Source organism: Clostridium budayi, from assembly GCF_055396605.1.
In genome coordinates this window covers 1,786,194-1,807,568 of sequence record NZ_AP042456.1, presented here as the reverse complement: position 1 = coordinate 1,807,568, position 21,375 = coordinate 1,786,194, and the positions used below count along the sequence as shown (strand labels likewise).

The 21,375-nt window shown below is 26.1% G+C and carries 22 protein-coding genes; 16 read left to right on the top strand and 6 right to left on the bottom strand.

What is annotated here, in order from left to right; all coding sequences use genetic code 11:
* Position 1 precedes the first annotated feature (1 nt).
* The 4 genes from ACZ5TJ_RS08610 to ACZ5TJ_RS08595 all read left to right on the top strand — a co-directional run bounded on the left by ACZ5TJ_RS08610 (position 2) and on the right by ACZ5TJ_RS08595 (position 3,012).
* A complete protein-coding gene (locus tag ACZ5TJ_RS08610) occupies positions 2 to 658 on the top strand; it encodes a TIGR01906 family membrane protein (RefSeq protein ID WP_464198815.1) in 657 nt (218 codons plus the stop codon).
* The gene (locus ACZ5TJ_RS08605) at positions 651 to 1,517 is read left to right on the top strand and encodes a radical SAM protein (RefSeq protein ID WP_464198813.1); all 867 of its coding nucleotides are present in this window, start codon (positions 651 to 653) and stop codon (positions 1,515 to 1,517) included. The genes ACZ5TJ_RS08610 and ACZ5TJ_RS08605 overlap by 8 nt, the downstream gene beginning before the upstream one ends.
* Positions 1,518 to 1,594: 77 nt before the next feature.
* Positions 1,595 to 2,206 (top strand): DUF445 domain-containing protein, encoded by a 612-nt coding sequence (locus tag ACZ5TJ_RS08600; RefSeq protein WP_464198811.1) that lies wholly within the window; start codon positions 1,595 to 1,597, stop codon positions 2,204 to 2,206.
* A 149-nt stretch (positions 2,207 to 2,355) separates the two neighbouring features.
* Positions 2,356 to 3,012 carry a hypothetical protein gene (locus ACZ5TJ_RS08595; RefSeq protein WP_464198809.1) on the top strand — a complete coding sequence of 219 codons (657 nt, stop codon included), beginning with the start codon at positions 2,356 to 2,358 and terminating at the stop codon, positions 3,010 to 3,012.
* A 1-nt stretch (position 3,013) separates the two neighbouring features.
* Here ACZ5TJ_RS08595 and ACZ5TJ_RS08590 read toward each other — a convergent pair whose 3' ends face one another.
* Positions 3,014 to 3,700, bottom strand: coding sequence for a YczE/YyaS/YitT family protein (locus tag ACZ5TJ_RS08590; protein ID WP_464198807.1), 687 nt, complete (start codon positions 3,698 to 3,700; stop codon positions 3,014 to 3,016).
* Between the two features lie 521 nt (positions 3,701 to 4,221).
* Between ACZ5TJ_RS08590 and ACZ5TJ_RS08585 the strand changes: the two genes are divergently transcribed.
* Entirely contained in the window at positions 4,222 to 4,425 is a 204-nt protein-coding gene (locus ACZ5TJ_RS08585; RefSeq protein ID WP_464198805.1) for a hypothetical protein, read from the top strand.
* A gap of 95 nt (positions 4,426 to 4,520) precedes the next feature.
* On the opposite strand, the gene ACZ5TJ_RS08580 is transcribed toward ACZ5TJ_RS08585, so the two are convergent.
* A complete protein-coding gene (locus tag ACZ5TJ_RS08580; protein ID WP_464198803.1) occupies positions 4,521 to 6,155 on the bottom strand; it encodes an NAD-dependent malic enzyme in 1,635 nt (544 codons plus the stop codon).
* A gap of 159 nt (positions 6,156 to 6,314) precedes the next feature.
* On the opposite strand from ACZ5TJ_RS08580, the gene ACZ5TJ_RS08575 reads away from it, so the two are divergent.
* From ACZ5TJ_RS08575 to ACZ5TJ_RS08555, 5 genes are all read left to right on the top strand, one after another.
* Entirely contained in the window at positions 6,315 to 6,767 is a 453-nt protein-coding gene (locus ACZ5TJ_RS08575) for a hypothetical protein (RefSeq protein ID WP_464198801.1), read from the top strand.
* 167 nt (positions 6,768 to 6,934) lie between these two features.
* Positions 6,935 to 8,203 (top strand): 2-hydroxyacyl-CoA dehydratase subunit D, encoded by a 1,269-nt coding sequence (locus ACZ5TJ_RS08570; RefSeq protein WP_464198799.1) that lies wholly within the window; start codon positions 6,935 to 6,937, stop codon positions 8,201 to 8,203.
* 1 nt (position 8,204) lies between these two features.
* The gene (locus tag ACZ5TJ_RS08565) at positions 8,205 to 9,869 is read left to right on the top strand and encodes an acyl-CoA dehydratase activase (RefSeq protein WP_464198797.1); all 1,665 of its coding nucleotides are present in this window, start codon (positions 8,205 to 8,207) and stop codon (positions 9,867 to 9,869) included.
* Between the two features lie 266 nt (positions 9,870 to 10,135).
* The gene (locus tag ACZ5TJ_RS08560; RefSeq protein WP_464202300.1) at positions 10,136 to 12,151 is read left to right on the top strand and encodes a YgiQ family radical SAM protein; all 2,016 of its coding nucleotides are present in this window, start codon (positions 10,136 to 10,138) and stop codon (positions 12,149 to 12,151) included.
* A 100-nt stretch (positions 12,152 to 12,251) separates the two neighbouring features.
* Positions 12,252 to 13,067: a hypothetical protein gene (locus ACZ5TJ_RS08555; protein ID WP_464198795.1), complete on the top strand. Its 816-nt coding sequence runs from the start codon at positions 12,252 to 12,254 to the stop codon at positions 13,065 to 13,067.
* A gap of 38 nt (positions 13,068 to 13,105) precedes the next feature.
* On the opposite strand, the gene ACZ5TJ_RS08550 is transcribed toward ACZ5TJ_RS08555, so the two are convergent.
* Positions 13,106 to 13,363, bottom strand: coding sequence for a hypothetical protein (locus ACZ5TJ_RS08550; protein ID WP_464198793.1), 258 nt, complete (start codon positions 13,361 to 13,363; stop codon positions 13,106 to 13,108).
* A 191-nt stretch (positions 13,364 to 13,554) separates the two neighbouring features.
* Between ACZ5TJ_RS08550 and ACZ5TJ_RS08545 the strand changes: the two genes are divergently transcribed.
* On the top strand, positions 13,555 to 14,061 hold the full coding sequence (locus ACZ5TJ_RS08545) for a hypothetical protein (protein WP_464198791.1): 507 nt from the start codon (positions 13,555 to 13,557) through the stop codon (positions 14,059 to 14,061).
* Between the two features lie 197 nt (positions 14,062 to 14,258).
* Positions 14,259 to 14,963 (top strand): dethiobiotin synthase, encoded by a 705-nt coding sequence (gene bioD / locus ACZ5TJ_RS08540; protein WP_464198789.1) that lies wholly within the window; start codon positions 14,259 to 14,261, stop codon positions 14,961 to 14,963.
* Positions 14,964 to 15,020: 57 nt separating this feature from the next.
* Here bioD and ACZ5TJ_RS08535 read toward each other — a convergent pair whose 3' ends face one another.
* Positions 15,021 to 15,266, bottom strand: a complete 246-nt coding sequence (locus tag ACZ5TJ_RS08535) for a hypothetical protein (RefSeq protein ID WP_055206813.1) — start codon at positions 15,264 to 15,266, stop codon at positions 15,021 to 15,023.
* A gap of 158 nt (positions 15,267 to 15,424) precedes the next feature.
* On the opposite strand from ACZ5TJ_RS08535, the gene truA reads away from it, so the two are divergent.
* Positions 15,425 to 16,171: a tRNA pseudouridine(38-40) synthase TruA gene (gene truA / locus ACZ5TJ_RS08530; protein WP_464198785.1), complete on the top strand. Its 747-nt coding sequence runs from the start codon at positions 15,425 to 15,427 to the stop codon at positions 16,169 to 16,171.
* 35 nt (positions 16,172 to 16,206) lie between these two features.
* Here the strand turns inward: truA and ACZ5TJ_RS08525 are convergent, their stop codons facing one another.
* Positions 16,207 to 17,397, bottom strand: a complete 1,191-nt coding sequence (locus ACZ5TJ_RS08525; protein WP_464198783.1) for a class I SAM-dependent methyltransferase — start codon at positions 17,395 to 17,397, stop codon at positions 16,207 to 16,209.
* Positions 17,398 to 17,857: 460 nt separating this feature from the next.
* On the opposite strand from ACZ5TJ_RS08525, the gene ACZ5TJ_RS08520 reads away from it, so the two are divergent.
* The 3 genes from ACZ5TJ_RS08520 to ACZ5TJ_RS08510 all read left to right on the top strand — a co-directional run bounded on the left by ACZ5TJ_RS08520 (position 17,858) and on the right by ACZ5TJ_RS08510 (position 20,647).
* Entirely contained in the window at positions 17,858 to 18,433 is a 576-nt protein-coding gene (locus tag ACZ5TJ_RS08520) for a DUF5105 domain-containing protein (RefSeq protein ID WP_464198781.1), read from the top strand.
* A gap of 132 nt (positions 18,434 to 18,565) precedes the next feature.
* Complete coding sequence (locus ACZ5TJ_RS08515) at positions 18,566 to 19,858, top strand: FtsX-like permease family protein (RefSeq protein ID WP_464198779.1); 1,293 nt, start codon at positions 18,566 to 18,568, stop codon at positions 19,856 to 19,858.
* Positions 19,859 to 20,647 carry an ABC transporter ATP-binding protein gene (locus ACZ5TJ_RS08510; RefSeq protein WP_464198777.1) on the top strand — a complete coding sequence of 263 codons (789 nt, stop codon included), beginning with the start codon at positions 19,859 to 19,861 and terminating at the stop codon, positions 20,645 to 20,647. It abuts the gene before it with no gap.
* Positions 20,648 to 20,711: 64 nt separating this feature from the next.
* On the opposite strand, the gene ACZ5TJ_RS08505 is transcribed toward ACZ5TJ_RS08510, so the two are convergent.
* Positions 20,712 to 21,362: a PspA/IM30 family protein gene (locus tag ACZ5TJ_RS08505; protein ID WP_464198775.1), complete on the bottom strand. Its 651-nt coding sequence runs from the start codon at positions 21,360 to 21,362 to the stop codon at positions 20,712 to 20,714.
* Positions 21,363 to 21,375 lie beyond the last annotated feature (13 nt).

Below are 21,375 nucleotides of genomic sequence, written 5' to 3'. Positions count from 1 at the left end.
TATGGGAATTTTAAAAAAGATAATAGGGGTTTTTTATTTATTTTTAGTAAGCTTAGTTTCTTCAGTTTTGATTGTATTAAATGGAACATTTATATACAAGTTAAGCATAAATATTTTTCATATTGTAGATAAAACAAATGTTTCAAAGGAAAATTTAATTGAAGATTATAATAGGGTAATTAGTTATATAAGGAATCCATTTATAAAGGATTTAAGCTTTAATAATTTTAAGATGAGTGCAGAAGGAAAGTTTCATTTTTATGAAGTAAAAGAAATAATAATAGCTATTGAAATCTTATTTATAATACTTTTAATTTTAGGTCTATTACTATATTTACTTAATAAAAGAAATGTAATGAGGTTTCCTATAGATTCATTTAAATATACCTTTAATGCAACTATAGCAATATTTCTAGGGCTATTAGCTGCTATTTTCTTAGATTTTAATTCTGTATTTAATAAATTCCATAGTATATTTTTTAATAATGATTACTGGATATTTGATCCAGATAAAGACCCGGTAATAAATGCTCTTCCAGAGGAGTATTTTATGTTATGTGCAGTAATTATTATAGTTTTAACTATATTATTTACTTTAGTATTTAAGATAACATATAAAAAATTAAACAATAAAAGAGGAAGTGTTAAAAATGTATGACATGCCTTTATATAGACCACCAAGCGAAGCTAACAGTCTAATAATACAAGTAACTCTTGGTTGTTCTCATAATAAGTGTACATTTTGCAATATGTATAAATCAAAGAAGTTTAGGATAAAACCTTTAGATGTTATAAAAAGAGAAATTGATGAATTTAGAAAAATGTATAGTAGAGTAGATAGAATATTTTTAGCAGATGGAGATGCTTTAATAATAGATATGAATACTTTACGAGAAATAATGCTTTATTTAAACAAGGTATTTAAAGAGTGTGAAAGAATAACTATGTACACTTCTCCAAAATCTATTATGAGAAAAACAAAAGAGGAATTAATAGAACTTAGAAACCTTAATTTAAAAATGGTTTATATGGGAGTAGAAAGTGGAAGCAATGAAGTATTAAAGGATATAAATAAAGGTGCAACTAGGGAAGAATTAATAGAAGCATCAAAGAAGATAAAAGATAGTAATATATTATTATCTGTAACAGTTATTGCAGGAATAGCTGGAAGAGAAAAGTCAAACATTCATGCAGTAGAGACTGGTAAAATAATAGGTGAGATTTCTCCAAACTATGCAAGTATTTTAAGCTTAATGGTTGAGCAAAACACTTTAATATATGAAAATATAAAGGAAGGTAAGTTTAATCTATTAAATAATATTGAAATATTAGAAGAAATAAAGATTATGCTTCAAAATATAGAAACTAAAGAAAATATAGTTTTTAGAAGTAATCATGCATCTAACTATGTAAGTCTTAAAGGTGATCTTATGAAGGATAGAGAGAGACTTATAGAAGATATTAATTGGTGTATTAAAAATAATTATTTAACTAAAGAAGATGATAGAAGGCTTTAGAAAAGTGGACGGATTTTAAAAAATATTGTAATCTAATAATTGTAGTAATTTCATACTAAAATGGAGGAATCATAAATATGAAAAGCATAATTTTAATAATTGTACTTGCCTTAATTGGAGGTATAATAGGATGGATTACTAATATATTAGCTATAAAGCTTATGTTTAGACCAATAAAGCCTATAAAAATTCCTATACTAAATATAGAAATAGTTGGACTTATACCAAAAAGAAAGGATGAAATAGCAAAAAATATTGCTAAAGTTGTATCTAAAGAACTTATTACAGTTGATGATCTTATAAAACAAGGATTCAGTAGTAGTGATAAAGAAGAACTTCTAAACTATGTTAAAGATAAAATTAGAGGAGTTGTCAGTGAAAAGATGGACTTTATACCTGCACCTTTTAGAATGATGGTACAAGGTCCTATAGATAATGTTATAAATAACGAAATGGGAGTAGCATTAGAAGATATTGAAGAAAGACTTATAGATAAAGTTAAAGAAAAGGTAGTTATAGAAGAAATTGTGGAAGAAAAAATAATGAACCTAGACCTTTTAGAACTTGAAAGAATAATTATAAGTGTATGCAAAAATGAATTAAAGCATATTGAAGTTTTAGGATTTATCCTAGGTGGAGCTATAGGTTTAATTCAAGGTATTGTAATGTTAATTATAAATACTATTTAAAAATATCATATTACGAAAATTAGGAGCATTTATATATATGCTCCTAATTTTTTTATAATTAAATTTAATAAAAAATAATAAACACCCTAGTTAATTACTCTGCATATATAAATATGGTTAAAAATAATATTTTTTATGGGGATGAAAATATGAAATTTAAAAAAATATTTGCGGGGTTAGCTACTGGAATTATGGCAATTGGTCTATTAGGATGTGGATCTACTAGTGAACAATTAGAAAAGAAGTTAAAGGCTAATCTTGAAATAGTAGAACTTAGAGATTATGAAGATGGCACAATTAAGGATGAATTTACAAAGGAAGAATACGAGAAAGTACGTAAACAATGTGATGCTGCGAATAGAGCTAACTTTATGGAAATAAAAACTACTTATGGTAATGAAAACGGTCAAAGAATAATAGATGCATTAAAAAAGAGAGTTCAAAGTGTTGAATATGAAATAATTAAAAAAACTGATGAAAGGGATTTTATATCATTTGATATAAAAAGTAAAGCTGTGGATGGTACTAAATTAGATGAAATGATAGAAAATAATATTAATGAATATTCAAAAGCTGATAATTTTGAAAATAAAAAATTAGAAGAAATTCAAAAAGATGTAGCGGACATAATAATAAAAGCTTATGAAGAAGCTCCTACAAAAGAAACTGAAAATACAGTAATATATACAAAAAAAGATGGAGCATGGAATCCAAACTCTGATTTCAATAATATAACAGAAAAAATATATATAGCTGAGCAAAAAAATAAAGGATGCAAAATTTTGCATCCTTTTTATATTAATTAAATTATTCTGCTATTGAATTTGAGGAACAATCTTCTCCAACATATATGCACTTATGAACGAATTTTTCAAGTTTTGGCATAAAGAATTGGATGAATGGTCCTGTAAGTAGTGCAGCGATTACTGTACCACCAAATGCACTAATACCAGCTTCTTTATTGATACCACCTAATAAGTATCCAACTACGAATAAAGTTACATCCATGCATATACGAATCCAACGATATTCTTTCTTTGAAAAATCAGCGATTATAAGTGGTATAAGGTCATTAGGTGCAACCCCTAAATCAGTAGCCTTAAGCATTGAGAAACCAATTGCTATAATAACACAGCTTAAAATTAAAACTAATACTTTAGTTAAATAGTTAAATTCAGCAAATGGTATAATTTTAAATGTGTTATTCATTAAATCGATAAATGGTCCTGCTGAAATCATTGCAAGTACTGTACCTATATTTATTGATTTTCTTGAGAAAATAAATATTATAACTAGGAACGTGAATGTTATAATCATATTTCCTAAACCAGGAGTAATATTAAAAATCTTTGCAAGTCCTAGTGTAAATACTGTAAATGGATCTGATCCGATATCAGCGCCTATAAATAGAGCAACCCCAGTTTGGATTATCCAAACACCTAGGAAGAAGAAAATTAGTTTTATGGTTAATTGTTTACATTTAATTTTGTTCATTGCTTGTCCTCCAAAAATAAAAAATAAAAAAACAACACTAAACGCTCCGGTTCGTATCGTCGAAAATAAGAATAACATATAAAAATAAAGAAATAAAATAGTAAAAATTTCGATTGTGCATGTTTACATAAATGTTTACATAAAATTATGTTAAGTCATAATGTTTACAAGTATTATATTATCAATAAAATTGACGAAATGTTGATAAATAAATAAAAAAATTACGAATAAAATTTAATATAATTCAAAAAATGCGTGGAAAAATGAGATAATATTAAAATATTTTACCAATTTATCACGCTAAATAGCGAAATTATATAGTATTTAATGAATAAATTGGTAATAATATGAATTCTGAAATTATGAAAAAAATTATACTATGATTAAGGATTTTAAGAGAAAAACCAATATTTATTTAAAAAGGATTTTATTTTCATAATTTCTAGGATTATAACCTAAAAAAATATATAATAAGAATATGAAGGATATAATAATTGCATTATAAAATGGGAGTGACTTATTTGGAATCGATAAAAAAATATATACAAAAACATAGCAAAACCATAGTTATTATAGATATTATTTTATTAATATTTTCTATAGGATTTGGAAATAGTGGAATTTTAAACGGAATCGTTATATTTTTATTATTTCTTTTGTTAGCATATATGCCAGAAGAAGCCTTTAAGGATGATGAAGATAAATTAAAAGACGAGAATAAGTAATAGATATTAATAAAAATATAGTAAGTATAGAAAAAAGTGGACAAATTAGCTGTCCACTTTTATATTTATTTATCAACACTGAATTAAAACATATCCTAATAATAAGCTTCATATATTTCTTTTAATACAGCTTCTTTAGAATTTTCTATATTTTCTCTGTTTAATCCTTCAAGTATAGCTTCTTCACAAACAGCTATACCAACTAATTTAGATGTTTCTCTAAGTAGGGTTACTGGAGGCAAAATTGATGCTCCAACTTCATCTAAGTCTTGAAGCTCTGCAATTGCATGAGCTGCTTTAGATAACATACAATCTGTAACCTTACTTGGTTTTGAAACAATAATACCAAGACCAAGACCTGGATATAATAAAGCATTATTAGCTTGTCCTATATTATAAGTTACACCATTATAGTGAACTGGATCAGAAGGACTTCCTGTTACAACTAAAGCTTTTCCCTCTGTCCATTTAATAAGATCAGAGGCTGTAGCTTCACTATGGCTTGTTGGATTTGATATTGGCATAATTGCAGGTCTTTCATTAAATTCTGCCATAAGTTTAACAGCTTTTTCAGAGAAAGCTCCAAATACTCCAGAAGTACCAATTAATGTAGTAGGTCTTACAAGTTCAATTACATCTTCTAATTTTTCTAAAGAAGAATCTTTTGGGAAATCACTTCTATTTTTAGCATATTTCTTTTGACCTTCTGTAAGATTTTCTAAATCATTTGTAATAAGACCAAATCTATCAATTACATAAAATCTGTTTAAAGCTTCTTCATGGCTTAAACCTTGACTTTCCATTTCAAATAATATTTGATCACATATTCCAATACCAGCAGTACCACCACCAAATACAACAATCTTATGATCTTTAATAGGTTTATTTGTAACTCTTGCTATAGCATTCATAGCAGAAACCATCATTACACCAGTTCCTTGAATATCATCATTAAAAGTACATATTTTATCTCTATATTTTTCTAATATGTCTCTAGCATTACTACGTCCAAAGTCTTCAAAGTGTAATAAAACTTTAGGGAATAATTTATTTGAAACTTTAACAAATTCATCTATAAATTCATCATACTTTTCACCATAAATTCTAAGATGTTTTTCTCCTAAATAGAATGGATCATTTAAAAGTTTTTCATTATTAGTACCAGCATCAATTACAACAGGTAGTACATTTCTTGGATTAATACCAGCAGCTACTGTATAAACAGCAAGTTTTCCAACTACAATAGATACACCATTTACACCCCAGTCACCAATTCCAAGAACACCTTCACCATCTGTTACAACTATAAGCTTAATTTCATCTAAATCTTTTGCTCCATTTTTTAAAGCTTCTTCTATAAGATCTTTATGTTCTACTGATAAAAATACTGCACCACTTGGACCATCAAAATTATTTGAGTAATTCATAACAGCATCTCCAATAGTTGGAGTATATATTATAGGTAAAAGTTCTTTTATATGTTTTCCAATTGTATAGTAAAATAATGTACGATTTTTATTATATAAATCCATAAGGTATAAATGCTTATCTAAATTATTTTCTATAGTAGAAACTTTTTCATAAACTAAAACTTCTTGTTCTTCTATAGTTCTAACTTCATTAGGTAAAAGTCCTACAAGGCCTAATGACTTTCTTTCTTCTTCTGTAAATCCTGTTCCTTTATTAAGAAATGGATTTCTTAAAACATCTTGTCCTTTAAATTCTTTCATAAAATAACACTCCCTTTAACCATTAGTATATTTATATTATATACTTTTAGCAAAAATAAACAAATATTATATATCTTTAGAAAATTTAGTAGAATATCCTGTATAATTTAACGTATAGGATAATTAATAATTATATTTTATAAATAAAAGGGGATAGTTATGATTTGTAGGGAATGTTATAGCGATAATTCAAGAATAACACCAATTTTAAAACCAAAGGATTGTTTAGAAAATCATATTCAATATATATGTTCAACATGCGGTAGATGTATATGTATTAATAGTGATGAAAAAAGAGGTGTTTATAGATGGAATTTCCCATTTAAAACATTAGAAATTGCTAGATTATATTTAAAGGCAGCAGAGGTAATCTGTAATGATATTTGTGGTATATATGAAATTGTAGGAAAAAATAATAGAGTTTCATATAAGATTTTTCATACTAAGGATGATTTAGAAAAATATTTATTAAAAAATAAGGGGAAGATATGTAAAGAAAAAGAACCTATTTATATATCAAAGCAATATATAGAAAGTTCTAGTGCTCAAATACGTAAATTAACAGATGAAGAAATAAAAATATATCTTAATGAGCAAAAATTATTAAAATAAGAGGGCAATATAACTTGTCCTTTTATTATTTATAAATTATCAAATTTTACTTAAAATATAGTCTACTTTAAAAAGCAATGTTTATTCATTTTATATACATACATTAGAAAAGGTCTGTAAATAAATTTAAGATATACTTAAATAAAAAAATTATTTAAGGAGATAATATGGACTTTATAAAGATTTATAGCGACATAATTAAAAGTAATTTAGATAATCCAAAGAAAGTAACAAAGTTACTAAAACTAGGATATAATGCTGAATACTTAAATTTAAAATTTTTTGGAGATAAAAATCTTCCAAAATCACTTAGATACTTATCTAAACTTTGTATGAAATATACATTAGAACCTATGAAAGATCCAGAAAATACTGCCTTTGTTAATGTATTTACTCCAACAGAGTTTTTACATGCCTTTGATATTCATCCACAGCTTATAGAAGCGTATTCATCTTATATATCAGGTGCAAGATGTGAAGATGCATTTATAGATGTAGCAGAATCTAATGGAATATCTGATAGCTTATGTTCTTACCATAAAACATTTATAGGTAGTGCAATTAAAGGAGTTATTAAAAAGCCAAGATTTGCAATAACAACATCAACAGCTTGTGATGGTAATATTAATACATTTAGATGTGTATCTAACATATACAATATAGATAACTTTATAATTGATGTACCTTATGAGTATTCAAAAGAAGCAGAGATGTATGTAAAAGAGCAACTTCATGAAATGGTTACTTTCATTGAAGATAATATGAAGAAAAAGTTAGATGAAAATAGACTTAAAGAGATTATCTTAAATGAAAATAAATCAATTGAATACTACAAAAACTATTTAGAAATCTTAAAAACAAAGTATTTTCCAAATACATTAACTACAGAAATGTTTAAAGTATTTGCAACTCACCCTGGAATGGGAAGAGAAGATTCTTTAAAGTTTTTTGAGATGTTATTAGAAGATATAAAAAATTATCCAATGAAAGAAGCTAAAAATAGAATTCTTTGGGTACATTTATTACCTTTTTATAGTGAATCTATAAAAGAATACCTTGATTTAAATGAAGATTATCAACTTATAATGTCTGATATGAATGGAGATCATTTAAAAATGTTAGATGTAAATGATCCTTATTCATCAATAGCAAAGAAAATAATTTTAAATTCCTTTAATGGACCATATGAAAGAAGAGGAAACAATATATTAAATCTTGCAAAAGATCTTAATGTAGATGGAGTAATAAACTTTTGCCATTTTGGATGTAAGCAATCAAGTGGTGGATCTTTAATACTTAAAGATATATTAAATGAAAATAATATACCTCTTTTAAATATAGATGGTGATGCAGTAGATAGAAGAAATAGTCAAGAAGGTCAAAATAAAACTAGATTAGAAGCTTTCTTTGAAATACTTAATAAAGGAGAACTTTAAAATGATAGCATGTATGTGTAAATATAGTCCTTTTGCAATTTTTGATGGATTTTCAGAAGAAGGATTTATTATAGATAGTGAAATAGATAGATTTGAAGCTTCAGAAAACTTAATTCATCCTAATATGTGTTCTTATAGTAAAGCATTATTGGATGTATTTGTAGAAAAGAAAGTGGATAAAGTATTTTTAGTTAATTGTTGTGATTCTATAAGAAGATTAAAAGATACATTAGAAAAAATTCCTTCAATAAAATTTATTTATATGATGGACCTTCCAAGAAAAAATAACTGTTGTTCTAAGGAAATGTTTAAAAATGAACTAATAAAATTTATAAAAGAATATGAAAGCTTTTCAGGTAAAAAGTTTAGCTTAGATAAGTTTAATGAAAGTCTTTATAAATACATAAAAAAGAAAGAAAATAAAAGTAAGCCTTACATACAAGTTTTAGGAGCTAAAGTTTCAAAAGACTTTTTAAGAAAAATTGAAGATAATTTAGATTTTCCACTTGTTAATGAAACTTGTTCAAAAGAACATTACATTAATGAAGCTAAAAGCTTTGATAATTTAGAAGATGCAATGAAGTGGTACGCAAATGAAATATTAAGCTATACTCCATGTATGAGAATGGCCAATATAAATAGTAGAAGAAATTTAATATTAGATCCAAACTTAAAGGGGATAGTATATCATACACTTAAATTCTGTGATCATTATTCTTTTGAGTATTTAAATCTTCAAAAAGAAAACATTCCACTTATTAAAGTTGAAACAGACCTTACAAATCAAAGTAATGGTCAAATAAAAACTCGTATTGAAGCTTTTAATGAACAGTTAACTGGAGGAAACATTAAGATGAAGAAAATAATAGATAAAGATAAAATATACGTAATGGGAATAGATAGTGGTTCAACTTCTACTAATGTAATAATAGTAGATAAAGATAAAAATATATTAAGTAGTGTAATAGTAAAGACTGGAGCTAAAAGTATGAATTCTGCAAGGAAAGCATATGAAATGGCTTTAGAAGAAGCAAATATTAAACCAGATGATATATCATTAATAGTTGGAACAGGCTATGGAAGATATAATATAGACTTTGTAGATGAAAATGTAACAGAAATAACTTGCCATGGTAAAGGGGCACACTTTTTAAATAATGAAGTTAGAACAATAATTGATATTGGAGGACAAGATAGTAAGGCAATATCATTAGATGAAGAAGGAAATGTAAAAAGCTTCGTTATGAATGATAAATGTGCAGCAGGTACTGGTAGATTTTTAGAAATGATAGCTAAAACTTTAGAAATTTCATTAGAAGAAATGTCAGAAGAAGGATTATCATATAATGAGGATTTAACTATTACTAGCGTTTGTTCTGTATTTGCAGAATCAGAAGTTGTATCTTTAATTGCTGATAATAAAGAAAGAAAAGATATAATCCATGGAGTTAATAAATCTATTGCAACTAAAACTGTCGGACTTGTAGATAGAGTTGGAAGAGAAGAAAAGTATATGATGACAGGGGGAGTTGCTAAGAATAAAGGAGTAATTAAAGCAATTGAAGAGAAATTAAATGCAAAATTATTTATAGCAGATGAGCCACAAATATGTGGAGCGTTAGGAGCAGCTATAATTGGTCTTGAAATGATTCTTAAAGAAAATTAATTATATGAAAGTATATGTTAACCATACCTTTTTTAAGGTATGGTTATTATTTTGCATAATGGTTAAGAATTAATAGATAAGTTAGCCAAGTATCATAGTTTTGTGTTATTATATAAAAATATGTGTTTTAATTTAATTTAAAATATTATAAAATAGGAAGATGTAAAATAAGAAAATTATATTAGTTTTAATAATTACGTTTTAAAATAGACAGAGAAGGTGATATTGTGATAAAAAACGAGTTTCTACCAATAAGTAAACAAGATATGATAGATAGAGGATGGGAGCAATGTGACTTTATAATAGTAACTGGAGACGCATATATTGACCATCACAGTTTTGGTACTGCAATAATTTCAAGAGTATTAGAACATGCAGGATATAAAGTAGGTATAATTGCACAACCAGATTGGCATAGTACTGAAGATTTTATGAAACTTGGTAGACCAAGATTAGGATTCTTAGTAAATGGTGGTAACATGGACTCAATGGTTAACCACTATACTGTAAGTAAAAGATTAAGAGAAAAGGATCTTTACTCACCAGGTGGAAAGATGGGATTAAGACCAGATAGAGCAACAATTGTTTACTGTAACAAAATAAGAGAAGCTTATAAGCATGTAAACATAATAATCGGAGGACTTGAAGCTAGTTTAAGAAGATTTGCTCACTACGATTACTGGGGTAATAATGTAAGAAATTCAATACTTATAGACTCAGGTGCGGACCTTTTAATATACGGAATGAGTGAAAAACAAGTAGTTGAAGTTGCAAATGCTTTAAATGATGGATTTGAAGCAAAATATGTAAGACACGTAAATGGTACTTGCTATACTATAGATTCTTTAGATGAAGTTTATGGAGACTATATAGTATTGCCTTCAAAGAATGAAGTAACAGAAGATAAAGTTACATATGCTAAAGCATTTAAAATTCAAAATGATGAACAAGATCCAGTACGTGGTAAAATGCTTATCCAAAAACATGGAAATAAATATGTTGTTATAAATAAGCCAGAAATGCCACTTACAAGAGAAGAGCTTGATGAAGTTTATGCACTTCCATATGCAAAAAATTATCATCCTATATATGAAAAAGATGGAGGAATTCCAGCAATAGAAGAAGTTAAATTCTCAATAGTAAGTTCAAGAGGATGTTTTGGTAACTGTAACTTCTGTGCAATTACATTCCACCAAGGAAGAGCTGTACAAAGTAGAAGTGAAGAATCAATATTACAAGAAGCTAGAGAAATTACAGAACTTAAAGACTTTAAAGGATATATACATGATGTTGGAGGTCCAACTGCTAACTTTAGAAAGCCAGCTTGTAAACATCAACTTACAATAGGTGCATGTAAAAACAAGCAATGTTTAACACCAAGACCATGCAAGAACATGGAAGTAGATCATACAGAGTACTTACACTTACTTAGAAGTATAAGAAAACTTCCTAAAGTTAAAAAGGCATTTGTACGTTCAGGTCTTAGATATGATTATATTATGGCAGATAAAGATGATACATTCTTCAGAGAACTTGTAGAACATCACGTAAGTGGACAGCTTAAAGTTGCACCAGAACACGTAGCACCTAATGCATTAAAGTATATGGGTAAGCCATCAGGTAAAACTTATGATAGATTTAGAGAAAAGTTCTTTAAAATTAATAAACAACTTGGAAAAGAACAATATATAATTCCATACTTAATGTCAAGTCATCCAGGTAGTGGACTTAAAGAAGCAATAGAGCTTGCAGAATATTTAAGGGATACAAAATATCAACCAGAACAAGTTCAAGACTTCTACCCAACACCAGGAACACTTTCAACTACAATGTTCTATACAGGACTTGACCCAATTACAATGGAAGAAGTATATGTTCCAAAGACTAAAGAAGAAAAAGCAATGCAAAGAGCACTTCTTCAATTTAAGAAGCCAAAGAACTATAAATTAGTTTATGATGCCCTAATGCAAGCTGGAAGAGAAGATTTAATAGGAAATGGTCCTAAATGTCTTATTCAATCACAAGAAACTAGATATTTAGCAAGTCTTCATAATAAAGGAAATAACAACAAAGGTAATGGTGGCTATAAAGGAAAGAAGAAGTCAAACGAAAGAACTTCTAATAAAAATAGCCAAAATAAAGGAAGAGGTAAAGCAGGAAACAGAGAAAAGTTTAAAGATACTGATCCTAGAGGAAAGAAATCAAGAAGACAAGATGATGCTCCGAGATACAAAGGTAAAAAGAGCAGAGGTCCTGCAAGATTAAGACTAAAAAAGAAGTAAAATTAATATAATTAAAAGACCACTAAAATAAGTTTAGGCTAAAGTTTTAGTGGTCTTTAGCTAATTTAAAATGTTAATTTGCTTTTTGGAGGAATATATTATGACAGAAATATTTAATCTTAGTATAATATTTACCTTAGGGGTTATTTTATCTATTGTTATTTTTGGACTAGTAATAGGACAAATAGAAAGAGTAACGAATGGTTGTATATATAGAAGGTTTAAAGATAAAGGAATAATATTTACAGGAATTATAGGAACTACAGTACATGAATTTGGACATTATATTATGTGCATATTATTTAGGCATAAAATAATAGATGTTAAGTGGTTTTCAACTAGAGTTGGAATATCAGGAGAACTAGGTCATGTTAGACATTCTTATGAAGAGAGAAGCATATATCAAAGGATAGGAAACTTTTTTATAGGAGTAGCTCCCGTAATAGTTGGAACATTAATGCTTATAATAAGTTTTAAGTTATTACTTCCAAATTCATTTAATGAAATAATAAAAAATACAAACTTCAATACATATTTAAATGTGGCTGATAATTTTAGTTTGAAGGTATTTTTAAGTACACTTTTAGATTCACTATTATTAATTTTAAAAGAGCTTTTTATATTAAAAAACTTTTTAATCATAAGATTTTATATATTTATATTAATCGCTCTTTCAATCAGTACACATATGTCATTAAGTAGAGCTGATTTAATTAATTCTTTTGATGGAATAGTATTTATATATGGATTAAGTTTATTATTAAGTTTTATATTAATAATATTTGGAATACCTTATGTTAGCTTAATGCATGGAATTTTAAAATTTAATATTATACTTATAAGTTTTTTATCAATTGGATTATTATTTTCAATTATTGCTCTTATAATATCTAAAATATTAACTTTAAATGCTTAAAAATCCTATGTAAGATAAATATCTTACATAGGATTTTATTATATTGAAAACGCATCTAATGAATTTTTCTTTGTTTTTTTAAGTAGTCTTCTTTTGGATAAATAAGAACAGATACTATCAATATGATGAATTGGATTAGTAAATTCGCTCTTATTACAAGAAGACAAAGCAGATTTTAAATTATTATAAGGTACTGAATTGATTAAAGAATCAATTTCTTCTGAAGTGAAATATTGTCCTTTATTAGATAAAAGAAATAGGTTTATATCCTCAGCTAATGAATGGAAGTTTTCCATAATTAATCACTCCTTAAATAAAATATTGCTTTATGTAAATGTTTACTTAAATTAATTATAACATTAATACTATAAATTTCAATATAATATAGTATCATTTAAATTTATATTTTTTTATAGTTTTATTCAATAAATTACTAATAATACATAGAATAAAGCAATATAAATATTTTAAAGAAGGGGGAAGGTATATGGAATGGTTAAAAGTAGGTTCTGAAGAGGAACTAAAGGAATTAGGTAAATTTTTAGATGTTAAAAAGATGATCGAAGATGACATTAAGGAAATTACATTTAAAAATGATATAAAAAATTATATTAATATAAATAGCTCTAGCTGGCATGAACTTTATAATAAAATAGAATTTTTAAGAAGATTAGTATGTAGTATAAATAGGGAAGTTAAAGATTTAAAATGTAGTTGCAGCGAATGTTTAGAAAGAGAAAATAGTAAAAAAAGAATGGAATACTTTAAAAGTGAAGCACATGAGTATATATATTATTTATTAAAGCTTACAGAAAGTGAAAAAAAGAAAAAGTTAAAAATAAAGAAATGCTATTACAGAAATAAAGATATGGCAATGAAGTGGTATAGGGAAATAGTAAAGAAAATTCATTCATCTTATGTCAGTATAAATGAATTAGATATGGCTATGGTAGAACTTGCAAAGCTTTACAATGAGATGATTAACGAAGCTTAAAAATTTAATTTGGAAATTTGTAAAAAAGATGTTAGACTATATGGGTAAATTGTAGAAATTTAATTAGAATTTTTATTAAATAAGGTACAGGAGTAGGGTATTTTGAGTGAAGGATAAGTAGAACCTTTTTAATATAAGTTCAATTTCTATAAATTACAAAATAAGAAAATAATATAGTAGTACAGAAGGTGAAGTATATGGCAAGTGGAATTTTTGTAACTGGAACTGATACGTCAGTTGGTAAAACATTTATTTCCTCATTAATCGTTAAGACTTTAAGAGAAGATGGAATTGATGCTGGATATTTTAAAGGAGTATTTAACGGTGGTTGTTTAGGGGACTGTGGTAATGTTATACCAGATGATGCTGTAGAAGTTAAAAATGTTACAGATCTTGATGAAGATTATAGTAATATGGGGTCTTATGCATTAAGCAATAATTATTCTCCTCATTTAGCTGCTCATGTTGAATCAGTAAACATAAATCTTCAAAAGATTTTTAGTGACTTTACAAGGATGAGAGACAAATATGAGTTTTTAATTGTTGAAGGAAATGGTGGAGCTATTTGTCCTATTAAGATTGAAGGAGATGAAATAATTCTTCTTGAAGATATTATAAAGAATTTAGGACTATGTACAATACTCGTTGCAAGATCAGGTCTTGGAACTATAAATCATACTACTTTAACAGTAAAATATTTAGAAGATGCTGGAATTGAAGTTAAAGGAATTATATTAAATGAGTATGATGATAATAACCTTATGCATAAAAATAATAAAGATGTAATTAAGCTTTTAACTGGAATAAATAATATTTGTACAATACCATCTATAGATATTAGCTATATGCCAGAAGAAAAGATTAGAGAACTTGTTAAGTTTTGTAGTACAAGCTTTTCATAAGTTTTAAAAAAATGCACTATAAAATATACATTTAGTATAATTTATAGTGCATTTTTATTAACTATTTAATATAGTATTTAAGTCATCAATTAATGCTTTTAATTTGTAAGCATCTTTAGGAACTAAAACTCTAATACCATCCTTATCTTTTTCTTCATTTTTATCCTTTAAATTATGAAAATAATCTTTTATTTCAGAAGCTTTCTTTTCACCAAGAAGCTTTTCTTTATCATTTTTTAAAGTGAGTCTATGGAACTTTTCATCGCTTTTATCAATATCAAAAAAATCTTTTATATCTTTCATTAAAATCACCTCTCTTTAAATATATTTTATCACAAATTACTGAAATTTATTAAAAATAAGAAAAGCTTTACTATAATTTAATAATGTTTAAATTTACAATATTAAAAACATTATATGATATAATATTTTTAGTATTTTTATAAGGAGTATATAAAAAGATGAGAAATTTAAAACTTACATTACAATATGATGGAACAAGATATAAGGGATTCCAAAAACAAAATCAAAAAGGAAGCAATATAGCTACAATCCAAGGTAAACTTGAAAATGTACTAAGTAAAATGACATCAGAAGATATACAAGTAATTGGTTGTGGAAGAACTGATAGTGGTGTTCATGCAGATAATTATATAGCTAATTTTAAGACAAATAGTACTTTAACAAGGGAAGATATTTTAAAATATTTAAATGAATATTTACCAGAAGATATAGTTATAAAAAATATTAAAGATGTTAGTGATAGATTCCATGCAAGATATAATGTTTTAAATAAAACATATGTTTATACAATAGATAATAATAGTTATAGGGATGTATTCTTAAAAAAATATGCTTATCATGTAGAAGAAAAGCTTGATTTAGAAAAAATGATAGAAGCTAGTAAATTGCTTGTTGGAACACATGATTTTGAAAGCTTTACAAGCCTTAAAAATAAGAAAAAATCAACTATAAGAACAATTAATTACATAGATATAAAAGAAGATTCAAACATAATTAAAATAGAAGTAAACGGAAATAGTTTTATGCTTAATATGGTTAGAATAATAGTTGGTACTTTAGTTGAAGTTGGCCTTTCTAAAATAGAGGCTAAAGATATTGAAAAAATATTAGAAGGAAAAGATAGAAGTCTTTCAGGTCATAGAGCACCAGCTAATGGATTATGTTTAAAAGAACTTAATTATTAAAATAAAAGGGATACTTTAAAAGTATCCCTTTAAAATTATTTATCATCACTATATAAGTATTCTCTAGTTAATGGTAAAGTATTGTTTATACCTTTTGAGTATAAAGTTTGGTGAATGTCTATAGTCCAGTAGTGGAATGCAGCAGCACATGAACATAAGTAAATATGCCACATTCTTAAGAATCTTTCATCAAACATTTCTCTTTCTTCATTTAAATGTTCTTCGAAGTTTTTAACCCATTCTTGTAATGTCTTCATGTAGTGAAGTCTTAAACTTTCAACATCTAATACGTGGAAGTTTAATTCACTTGCAATGTGTATTTCTTCTCTTAATGTTGGTAAGTATCCACCTGGGAATATGTATTTAGTAATCCATTTGTTACCTTCAGTTTCAACTAAGTTTGTAATATTATGAAGTAAGAATAATCCACTTTCTTCAAGTACTCCGTCTACATTTTTAAAGAATAGAGGAATATTTGCATGGCCTACGTGTTCAACCATACCAACACTTACAACTCTATCGAATTTTAATCCTGATTTTGCAAGATCTCTGTAGTCCATTAATTTAACTGTAACTAAGTCTTCTAGACCTTCTTCTTTAATTCTTTGTGTAGCTTTTGCATATTGTTCTTCACTTAAAGTGATTCCCATTGCTTTAACTTTATAAAGCTTAGCAGCTTCGATTATTAAGTATCCCCAACCACATCCGATATCTAGAAGTGTTTGACCTTCTTTTAAGTTTAATTTCTTTAATATATGTTTGATTTTATTCATCTGAGCATCATAAAGTGTATCATTTTCACTTTTAAAATATCCACATGAATAACTCATTGTTTTATCAAGCCATAGGCTGTAGAAATCATTTCCGATATCGTAGTGATGTGCTATATCCTTCTTTGATTTTAAAAGTGAAGGAGCTTTAATCTTTCCAGCAAGTTTTAAAAGAATGCTATCATTTAAGAAACTATCTTTATTTCTCATCATACTTTCAAATATTTCTTGTGGATCTCCTTCAAAGTCTATATCTCCATCCATGTAAGCTTCACCTAAAGCAACGCTTGCATCTGATAATAATTCTTTTTTACTTGGGAATTTATTTATTACAATAGTGAATTTAGGTTCTCCTTCACCAACTTTAACAACTTCTCCATCCCATAACTTTAAGTTAAAAGTTTCATCTGCTAAATGATTAGCAAAAGCTTTAACTATGCTTTTATTCATTTCCATAATTTACACCTCATTTATTTATGCAATACAACTAAAATTATATACGGTAAATATTCTTGACTTAATTCCTATATTTATTCTGAATTTGGTGTTTAATTTAATATAGCTTGTTTAATTTGGCCAAAACGTATAAAATCTTAGGTTTTCTTATGATTACTAATTTTGAATAAAATTTAAACGAGTGAAATGTTAGAAAAATAGTGGCTTTAAAAAGGTATTGAAAATTTTGTATTTTTAAAAAATACATATAATAAATTTATATTAATATTTTGAGAAAATTTTAATTAAATATTACTACATATATAGAAATAATAGTAATTAAAGTAAAGAATATAAGGGATTTTTATTAAAATTCAATGAATAAAGTAAATAAAAATTAAATATAATCATGAATTTATGCATAAAGTTAATTAAATATATTAATATATGAATGTATATTAATTAACTAAGGGGGAAAAATATGAAGAAAATACTAGCGTTAATGCTTACTAGTGTATTTTTATTTACATTAGTTTCTTGTAGTGGGAAAAAACCTGATGAAGTAGTAAATAACTTTTATAACTCATTAAAAAACTATAATGTAGAAGAAATTAAAAAAATGGTAGAGCAAAGCGAAGAAAATGAAGATCCAACTAAGACACAAACTGAAGAAGAAGTCGCTTTAATAAAAAAAGCATGTGAATCTGTTGAAGAAAAAGTTATTAATACAAAGGTAGATGGAGATAATGCTGAAGTAGAAGTAAAAGTTACTGCAATTGATGGTGATGAAATTATGAGAAAGTACATAAGACAAGAACTATCAAAAGTTTTAAATGGTGATTCTGAAATAGATGCTAAACAAAGCGATGAAGAAGTAACTAAATTTTTATTAAATTCTATTGAAGACAAAGATGCTAAAAAGTCAACACAAACCTTCACAATCAAATTAACTAAAAAAGATAAAGAATGGAAAATAACAAATATAGAAGACATAATTGTAAAGACTTTTAATTTAAATGGATTTACAAACTTTTCAAGCTTTTTTGGAAAGAAATAATACAAAAAATATATCATAAATAACTTACATATAAGGCTAAAGTGAAATTATTTATTTACTTTAGTCTTTTTATTTTATTAATTTATAAATAACATATTTATTTATGATAAAATTAATATGTGGAGGGGTTATATGGGAAAAATAAATTTTTTTGTAAAAATGCTTAAACTAGATATAAAAACATGTATTGCTTATGTTTTATCTTTATCAATTGGTTTTGTTATTCTTTTTAATGTTTTTAATCTATTTTTCTTAGAAGAGATAAAAGCAGAAAATGGAGATGACAGAATATTTTTTGGTGGAATGGTACTTATTATAACAGCAATAATATTACTTTTAGGATACTATTCTAATTCATTTTTCTTAAGTAGAAGAGGGAGAGAAGTTGGGGTAGAGCTTATGAGTGGTCTTAGCTTAGTAGATTTATCAGTAAGCTTTATTGTACAAAATGCTATTTTAAGTGGATTTGCAACTTTAATAGGGGTTATAGGCGGAATTTTATTATCACCTATTTTTAATACTTTAGCATTTAAATTAATAGGAATTTCTGGAGAGGTATTTGCTATAACTAAAGATGGAATTATATGTACTGTAATGGTAATAATAATTCAAATATTTTTTGTTGCAGCCTTTGATGTTGGATATGGACATAGGTCAGAAATATGTGATTTGATAAAGAGTAAAAATAAGGGATATAAACCAAAGAAAAAGGAATTGTCATCTTTTAAAACTATTACATATTTTATTATGTTTATTGTACCTATAATAGGACTATTCTTTATTAATTATAATAGTGGTGGATATGAAGTTATTATACAAATAACTGCAATAATAGGTGGAGCAGGACTCGCTTTATTTATTAGAGATGGTATACCATACATTATTGAAGTTTATTTAAATAAAAGTGGAAGAAAAGATCCAATAAAAGTAATGTATTTAAGAAATCTTAAATATGTAATGGAAAAGAGTGCTGTTATAATGATTTGCTTTAGCGTAATAATAATTGCTATAACTATTATTATTGGTGGTGTTAACTATGATATAAAATTTTCAATAGTTAGTACAATTGGATTAGTTGCAACAACATTTTTACTTTCAATTACTATAATATATAAAATTATTATTGAAGCTTTAAATAGAGTGAATTCATTTAAACAAATATTTTTATTAGGATATACTAAAGATAAAATAATTGAAATAATAAGTAAAGAAGTTTCTACGTATTATTTTATTGTTTTTATAATGCCGCTTATACAGAGCATATGCATCTTCTATGGATACGTAAAAGGCGGAGCAATTGAAGCAAAAATGCTACTTATATTAGCGTTAATACTTATATTACTTGCTATAGTAACTTTCTTTATAAGTTATATTTATTATAAAAAGATAATATTAAATTCAAATGAAGCTTTAGGGGGAAGGTAAATGAAGGATATAATTGTAACTAAAAATTTGTATAAAGAATACTTAATAAATATTAAGTATGATATGATGGGAAAATTGACTTCTGATAAAATAGTTGTATTAAAAGGAATTGATTTTACTATTAAAGAGGGAGAATTTATATCTATAATGGGACCTTCAGGAGCTGGTAAGTCAACATTTATGAATTTAATATCTACAATAGATACACCATCTAAGGGAACTGTTATAATTGATGGTGAAAACGTTAAAGAACTTACGGAGAGAAAACTTGGTAAGTTAAGATATGAAAAAATAGGATTCGTTTTTCAAGAATTTAATTTAATAGATGGATTAACTGTAAGAGAAAATATAGCGGTTCCTCTTACACTTAAAAATGTTCCATTAGAAGAGATAGATAAAAGGGTAGAAGAAGTAGCAAAAAGACTTTCAATTGATGAATTATTAAATAAGTATCCATCACAATGTTCAGGAGGTCAAATACAAAGAGTTGCAATAAGTAGGGCATTAGTTGCAAAACCTAAAATAATTATTGCAGATGAACCTACAGGTAATTTAGATAGTAAAAATTCTAATGAAGTTATGAAACTATTTAAAGAATTAAATGAAAGAGATGGAATTACAGTTTTAATGGTAACTCATGATTCATTAACTGCAAGTTTTGCACATAAAGTACTATATATTAAAGATGGTATAATTGAAAATACTATAGAAAGAAAAGGAAAGAAGCAAAAAGAGTTTTTTGAAGATATTTTAAAAATATCTTCTGAAGAAATAGTTTTTGAAGATTAAATAAATATAAATATTATAGTATAGTTTATAATAAATAAAAAGACTGCCTTAAAAGGCAGTTCTTTTATTTATTATTTCTGTATTTTTCTAATTCATCATCTAGGTTTGTTTCATTTAAAGCTTCAAACTCATCATCTAAAGAAGGAGTTTTTAGATCAGATAAACCTTCTGCATAACTTTCTTCTTTTGAAATCTTTCTCTCAATATCATCTAAGTTAATTGAGTTTTTCTTTGTTTGAACATTAGCCATTATTTCATTTATTTGCTTTGAAGCATTAGCATTATTAAGTCTTGCACTAGCTTCATCTCTATAACTTCTTGTTTTATCAATTTCTTCTTGAAGTTTAATTAAATTATCTTTAAGTGCTTTTGCTTTTACACTTTGTTCTTCATAAGATTTCTTTAATGATTCATATTTTTTATCTTCATCTAATTTAAGCTTTAAAGCTTTTTTAGCAAGTTCTTCATTATTCTTACTCATAGCAAGTCTTACTTTTTCATCATAGTCTTTAGATAATTCTTTAGACTTTTCCATTGCTTTTTCAGTATTTTTTAAATTACCAAAGATTTGTGCTGATGAAATTTTTGCTTTATTTAAACTCTCTTCCATATCTCTTATTTTTTGATCTAATAATTCAATTGGATTTTCAAGATCATCAAGTGCTGAATTTGCCTTTGCTTTAAACATATTTGATATTCTGTTAAATACACCCATTTACTATATCCTC

What these genes read in the sequence shown, in the direction of transcription:
- ACZ5TJ_RS08555 (WP_464198795.1), top strand. Translation starts at nt 12,252, where the DNA reads ATGACAGAAATATTTAATCTTAGTATAATATTTACCTTAGGGGTTATT.
- ACZ5TJ_RS08565 (WP_464198797.1), top strand. Translation starts at nt 8,205, where the DNA reads ATGATAGCATGTATGTGTAAATATAGTCCTTTTGCAATTTTTGATGGA.
- ACZ5TJ_RS08515 (WP_464198779.1), top strand. Translation starts at nt 18,566, where the DNA reads ATGGGAAAAATAAATTTTTTTGTAAAAATGCTTAAACTAGATATAAAA.
- ACZ5TJ_RS08560 (WP_464202300.1), top strand. Translation starts at nt 10,136, where the DNA reads ATGATAGATAGAGGATGGGAGCAATGTGACTTTATAATAGTAACTGGA.
- bioD (WP_464198789.1), top strand. Translation starts at nt 14,259, where the DNA reads ATGGCAAGTGGAATTTTTGTAACTGGAACTGATACGTCAGTTGGTAAA.
- ACZ5TJ_RS08595 (WP_464198809.1), top strand. Translation starts at nt 2,356, where the DNA reads ATGAAATTTAAAAAAATATTTGCGGGGTTAGCTACTGGAATTATGGCA.
- ACZ5TJ_RS08575 (WP_464198801.1), top strand. Translation starts at nt 6,315, where the DNA reads ATGATTTGTAGGGAATGTTATAGCGATAATTCAAGAATAACACCAATT.
- ACZ5TJ_RS08520 (WP_464198781.1), top strand. Translation starts at nt 17,858, where the DNA reads ATGAAGAAAATACTAGCGTTAATGCTTACTAGTGTATTTTTATTTACA.
- ACZ5TJ_RS08590 (WP_464198807.1), bottom strand. Translation starts at nt 3,700, where the DNA reads ATGAACAAAATTAAATGTAAACAATTAACCATAAAACTAATTTTCTTC.
- ACZ5TJ_RS08580 (WP_464198803.1), bottom strand. Translation starts at nt 6,155, where the DNA reads ATGAAAGAATTTAAAGGACAAGATGTTTTAAGAAATCCATTTCTTAAT.
- ACZ5TJ_RS08505 (WP_464198775.1), bottom strand. Translation starts at nt 21,362, where the DNA reads ATGGGTGTATTTAACAGAATATCAAATATGTTTAAAGCAAAGGCAAAT.
- ACZ5TJ_RS08545 (WP_464198791.1), top strand. Translation starts at nt 13,555, where the DNA reads ATGGAATGGTTAAAAGTAGGTTCTGAAGAGGAACTAAAGGAATTAGGT.
- truA (WP_464198785.1), top strand. Translation starts at nt 15,425, where the DNA reads ATGAGAAATTTAAAACTTACATTACAATATGATGGAACAAGATATAAG.
- ACZ5TJ_RS08610 (WP_464198815.1), top strand. Translation starts at nt 2, where the DNA reads ATGGGAATTTTAAAAAAGATAATAGGGGTTTTTTATTTATTTTTAGTA.
- ACZ5TJ_RS08535 (WP_055206813.1), bottom strand. Translation starts at nt 15,266, where the DNA reads ATGAAAGATATAAAAGATTTTTTTGATATTGATAAAAGCGATGAAAAG.
- ACZ5TJ_RS08510 (WP_464198777.1), top strand. Translation starts at nt 19,859, where the DNA reads ATGAAGGATATAATTGTAACTAAAAATTTGTATAAAGAATACTTAATA.
- ACZ5TJ_RS08550 (WP_464198793.1), bottom strand. Translation starts at nt 13,363, where the DNA reads ATGGAAAACTTCCATTCATTAGCTGAGGATATAAACCTATTTCTTTTA.
- ACZ5TJ_RS08570 (WP_464198799.1), top strand. Translation starts at nt 6,935, where the DNA reads ATGGACTTTATAAAGATTTATAGCGACATAATTAAAAGTAATTTAGAT.
- ACZ5TJ_RS08525 (WP_464198783.1), bottom strand. Translation starts at nt 17,397, where the DNA reads ATGGAAATGAATAAAAGCATAGTTAAAGCTTTTGCTAATCATTTAGCA.
- ACZ5TJ_RS08605 (WP_464198813.1), top strand. Translation starts at nt 651, where the DNA reads ATGTATGACATGCCTTTATATAGACCACCAAGCGAAGCTAACAGTCTA.
- ACZ5TJ_RS08600 (WP_464198811.1), top strand. Translation starts at nt 1,595, where the DNA reads ATGAAAAGCATAATTTTAATAATTGTACTTGCCTTAATTGGAGGTATA.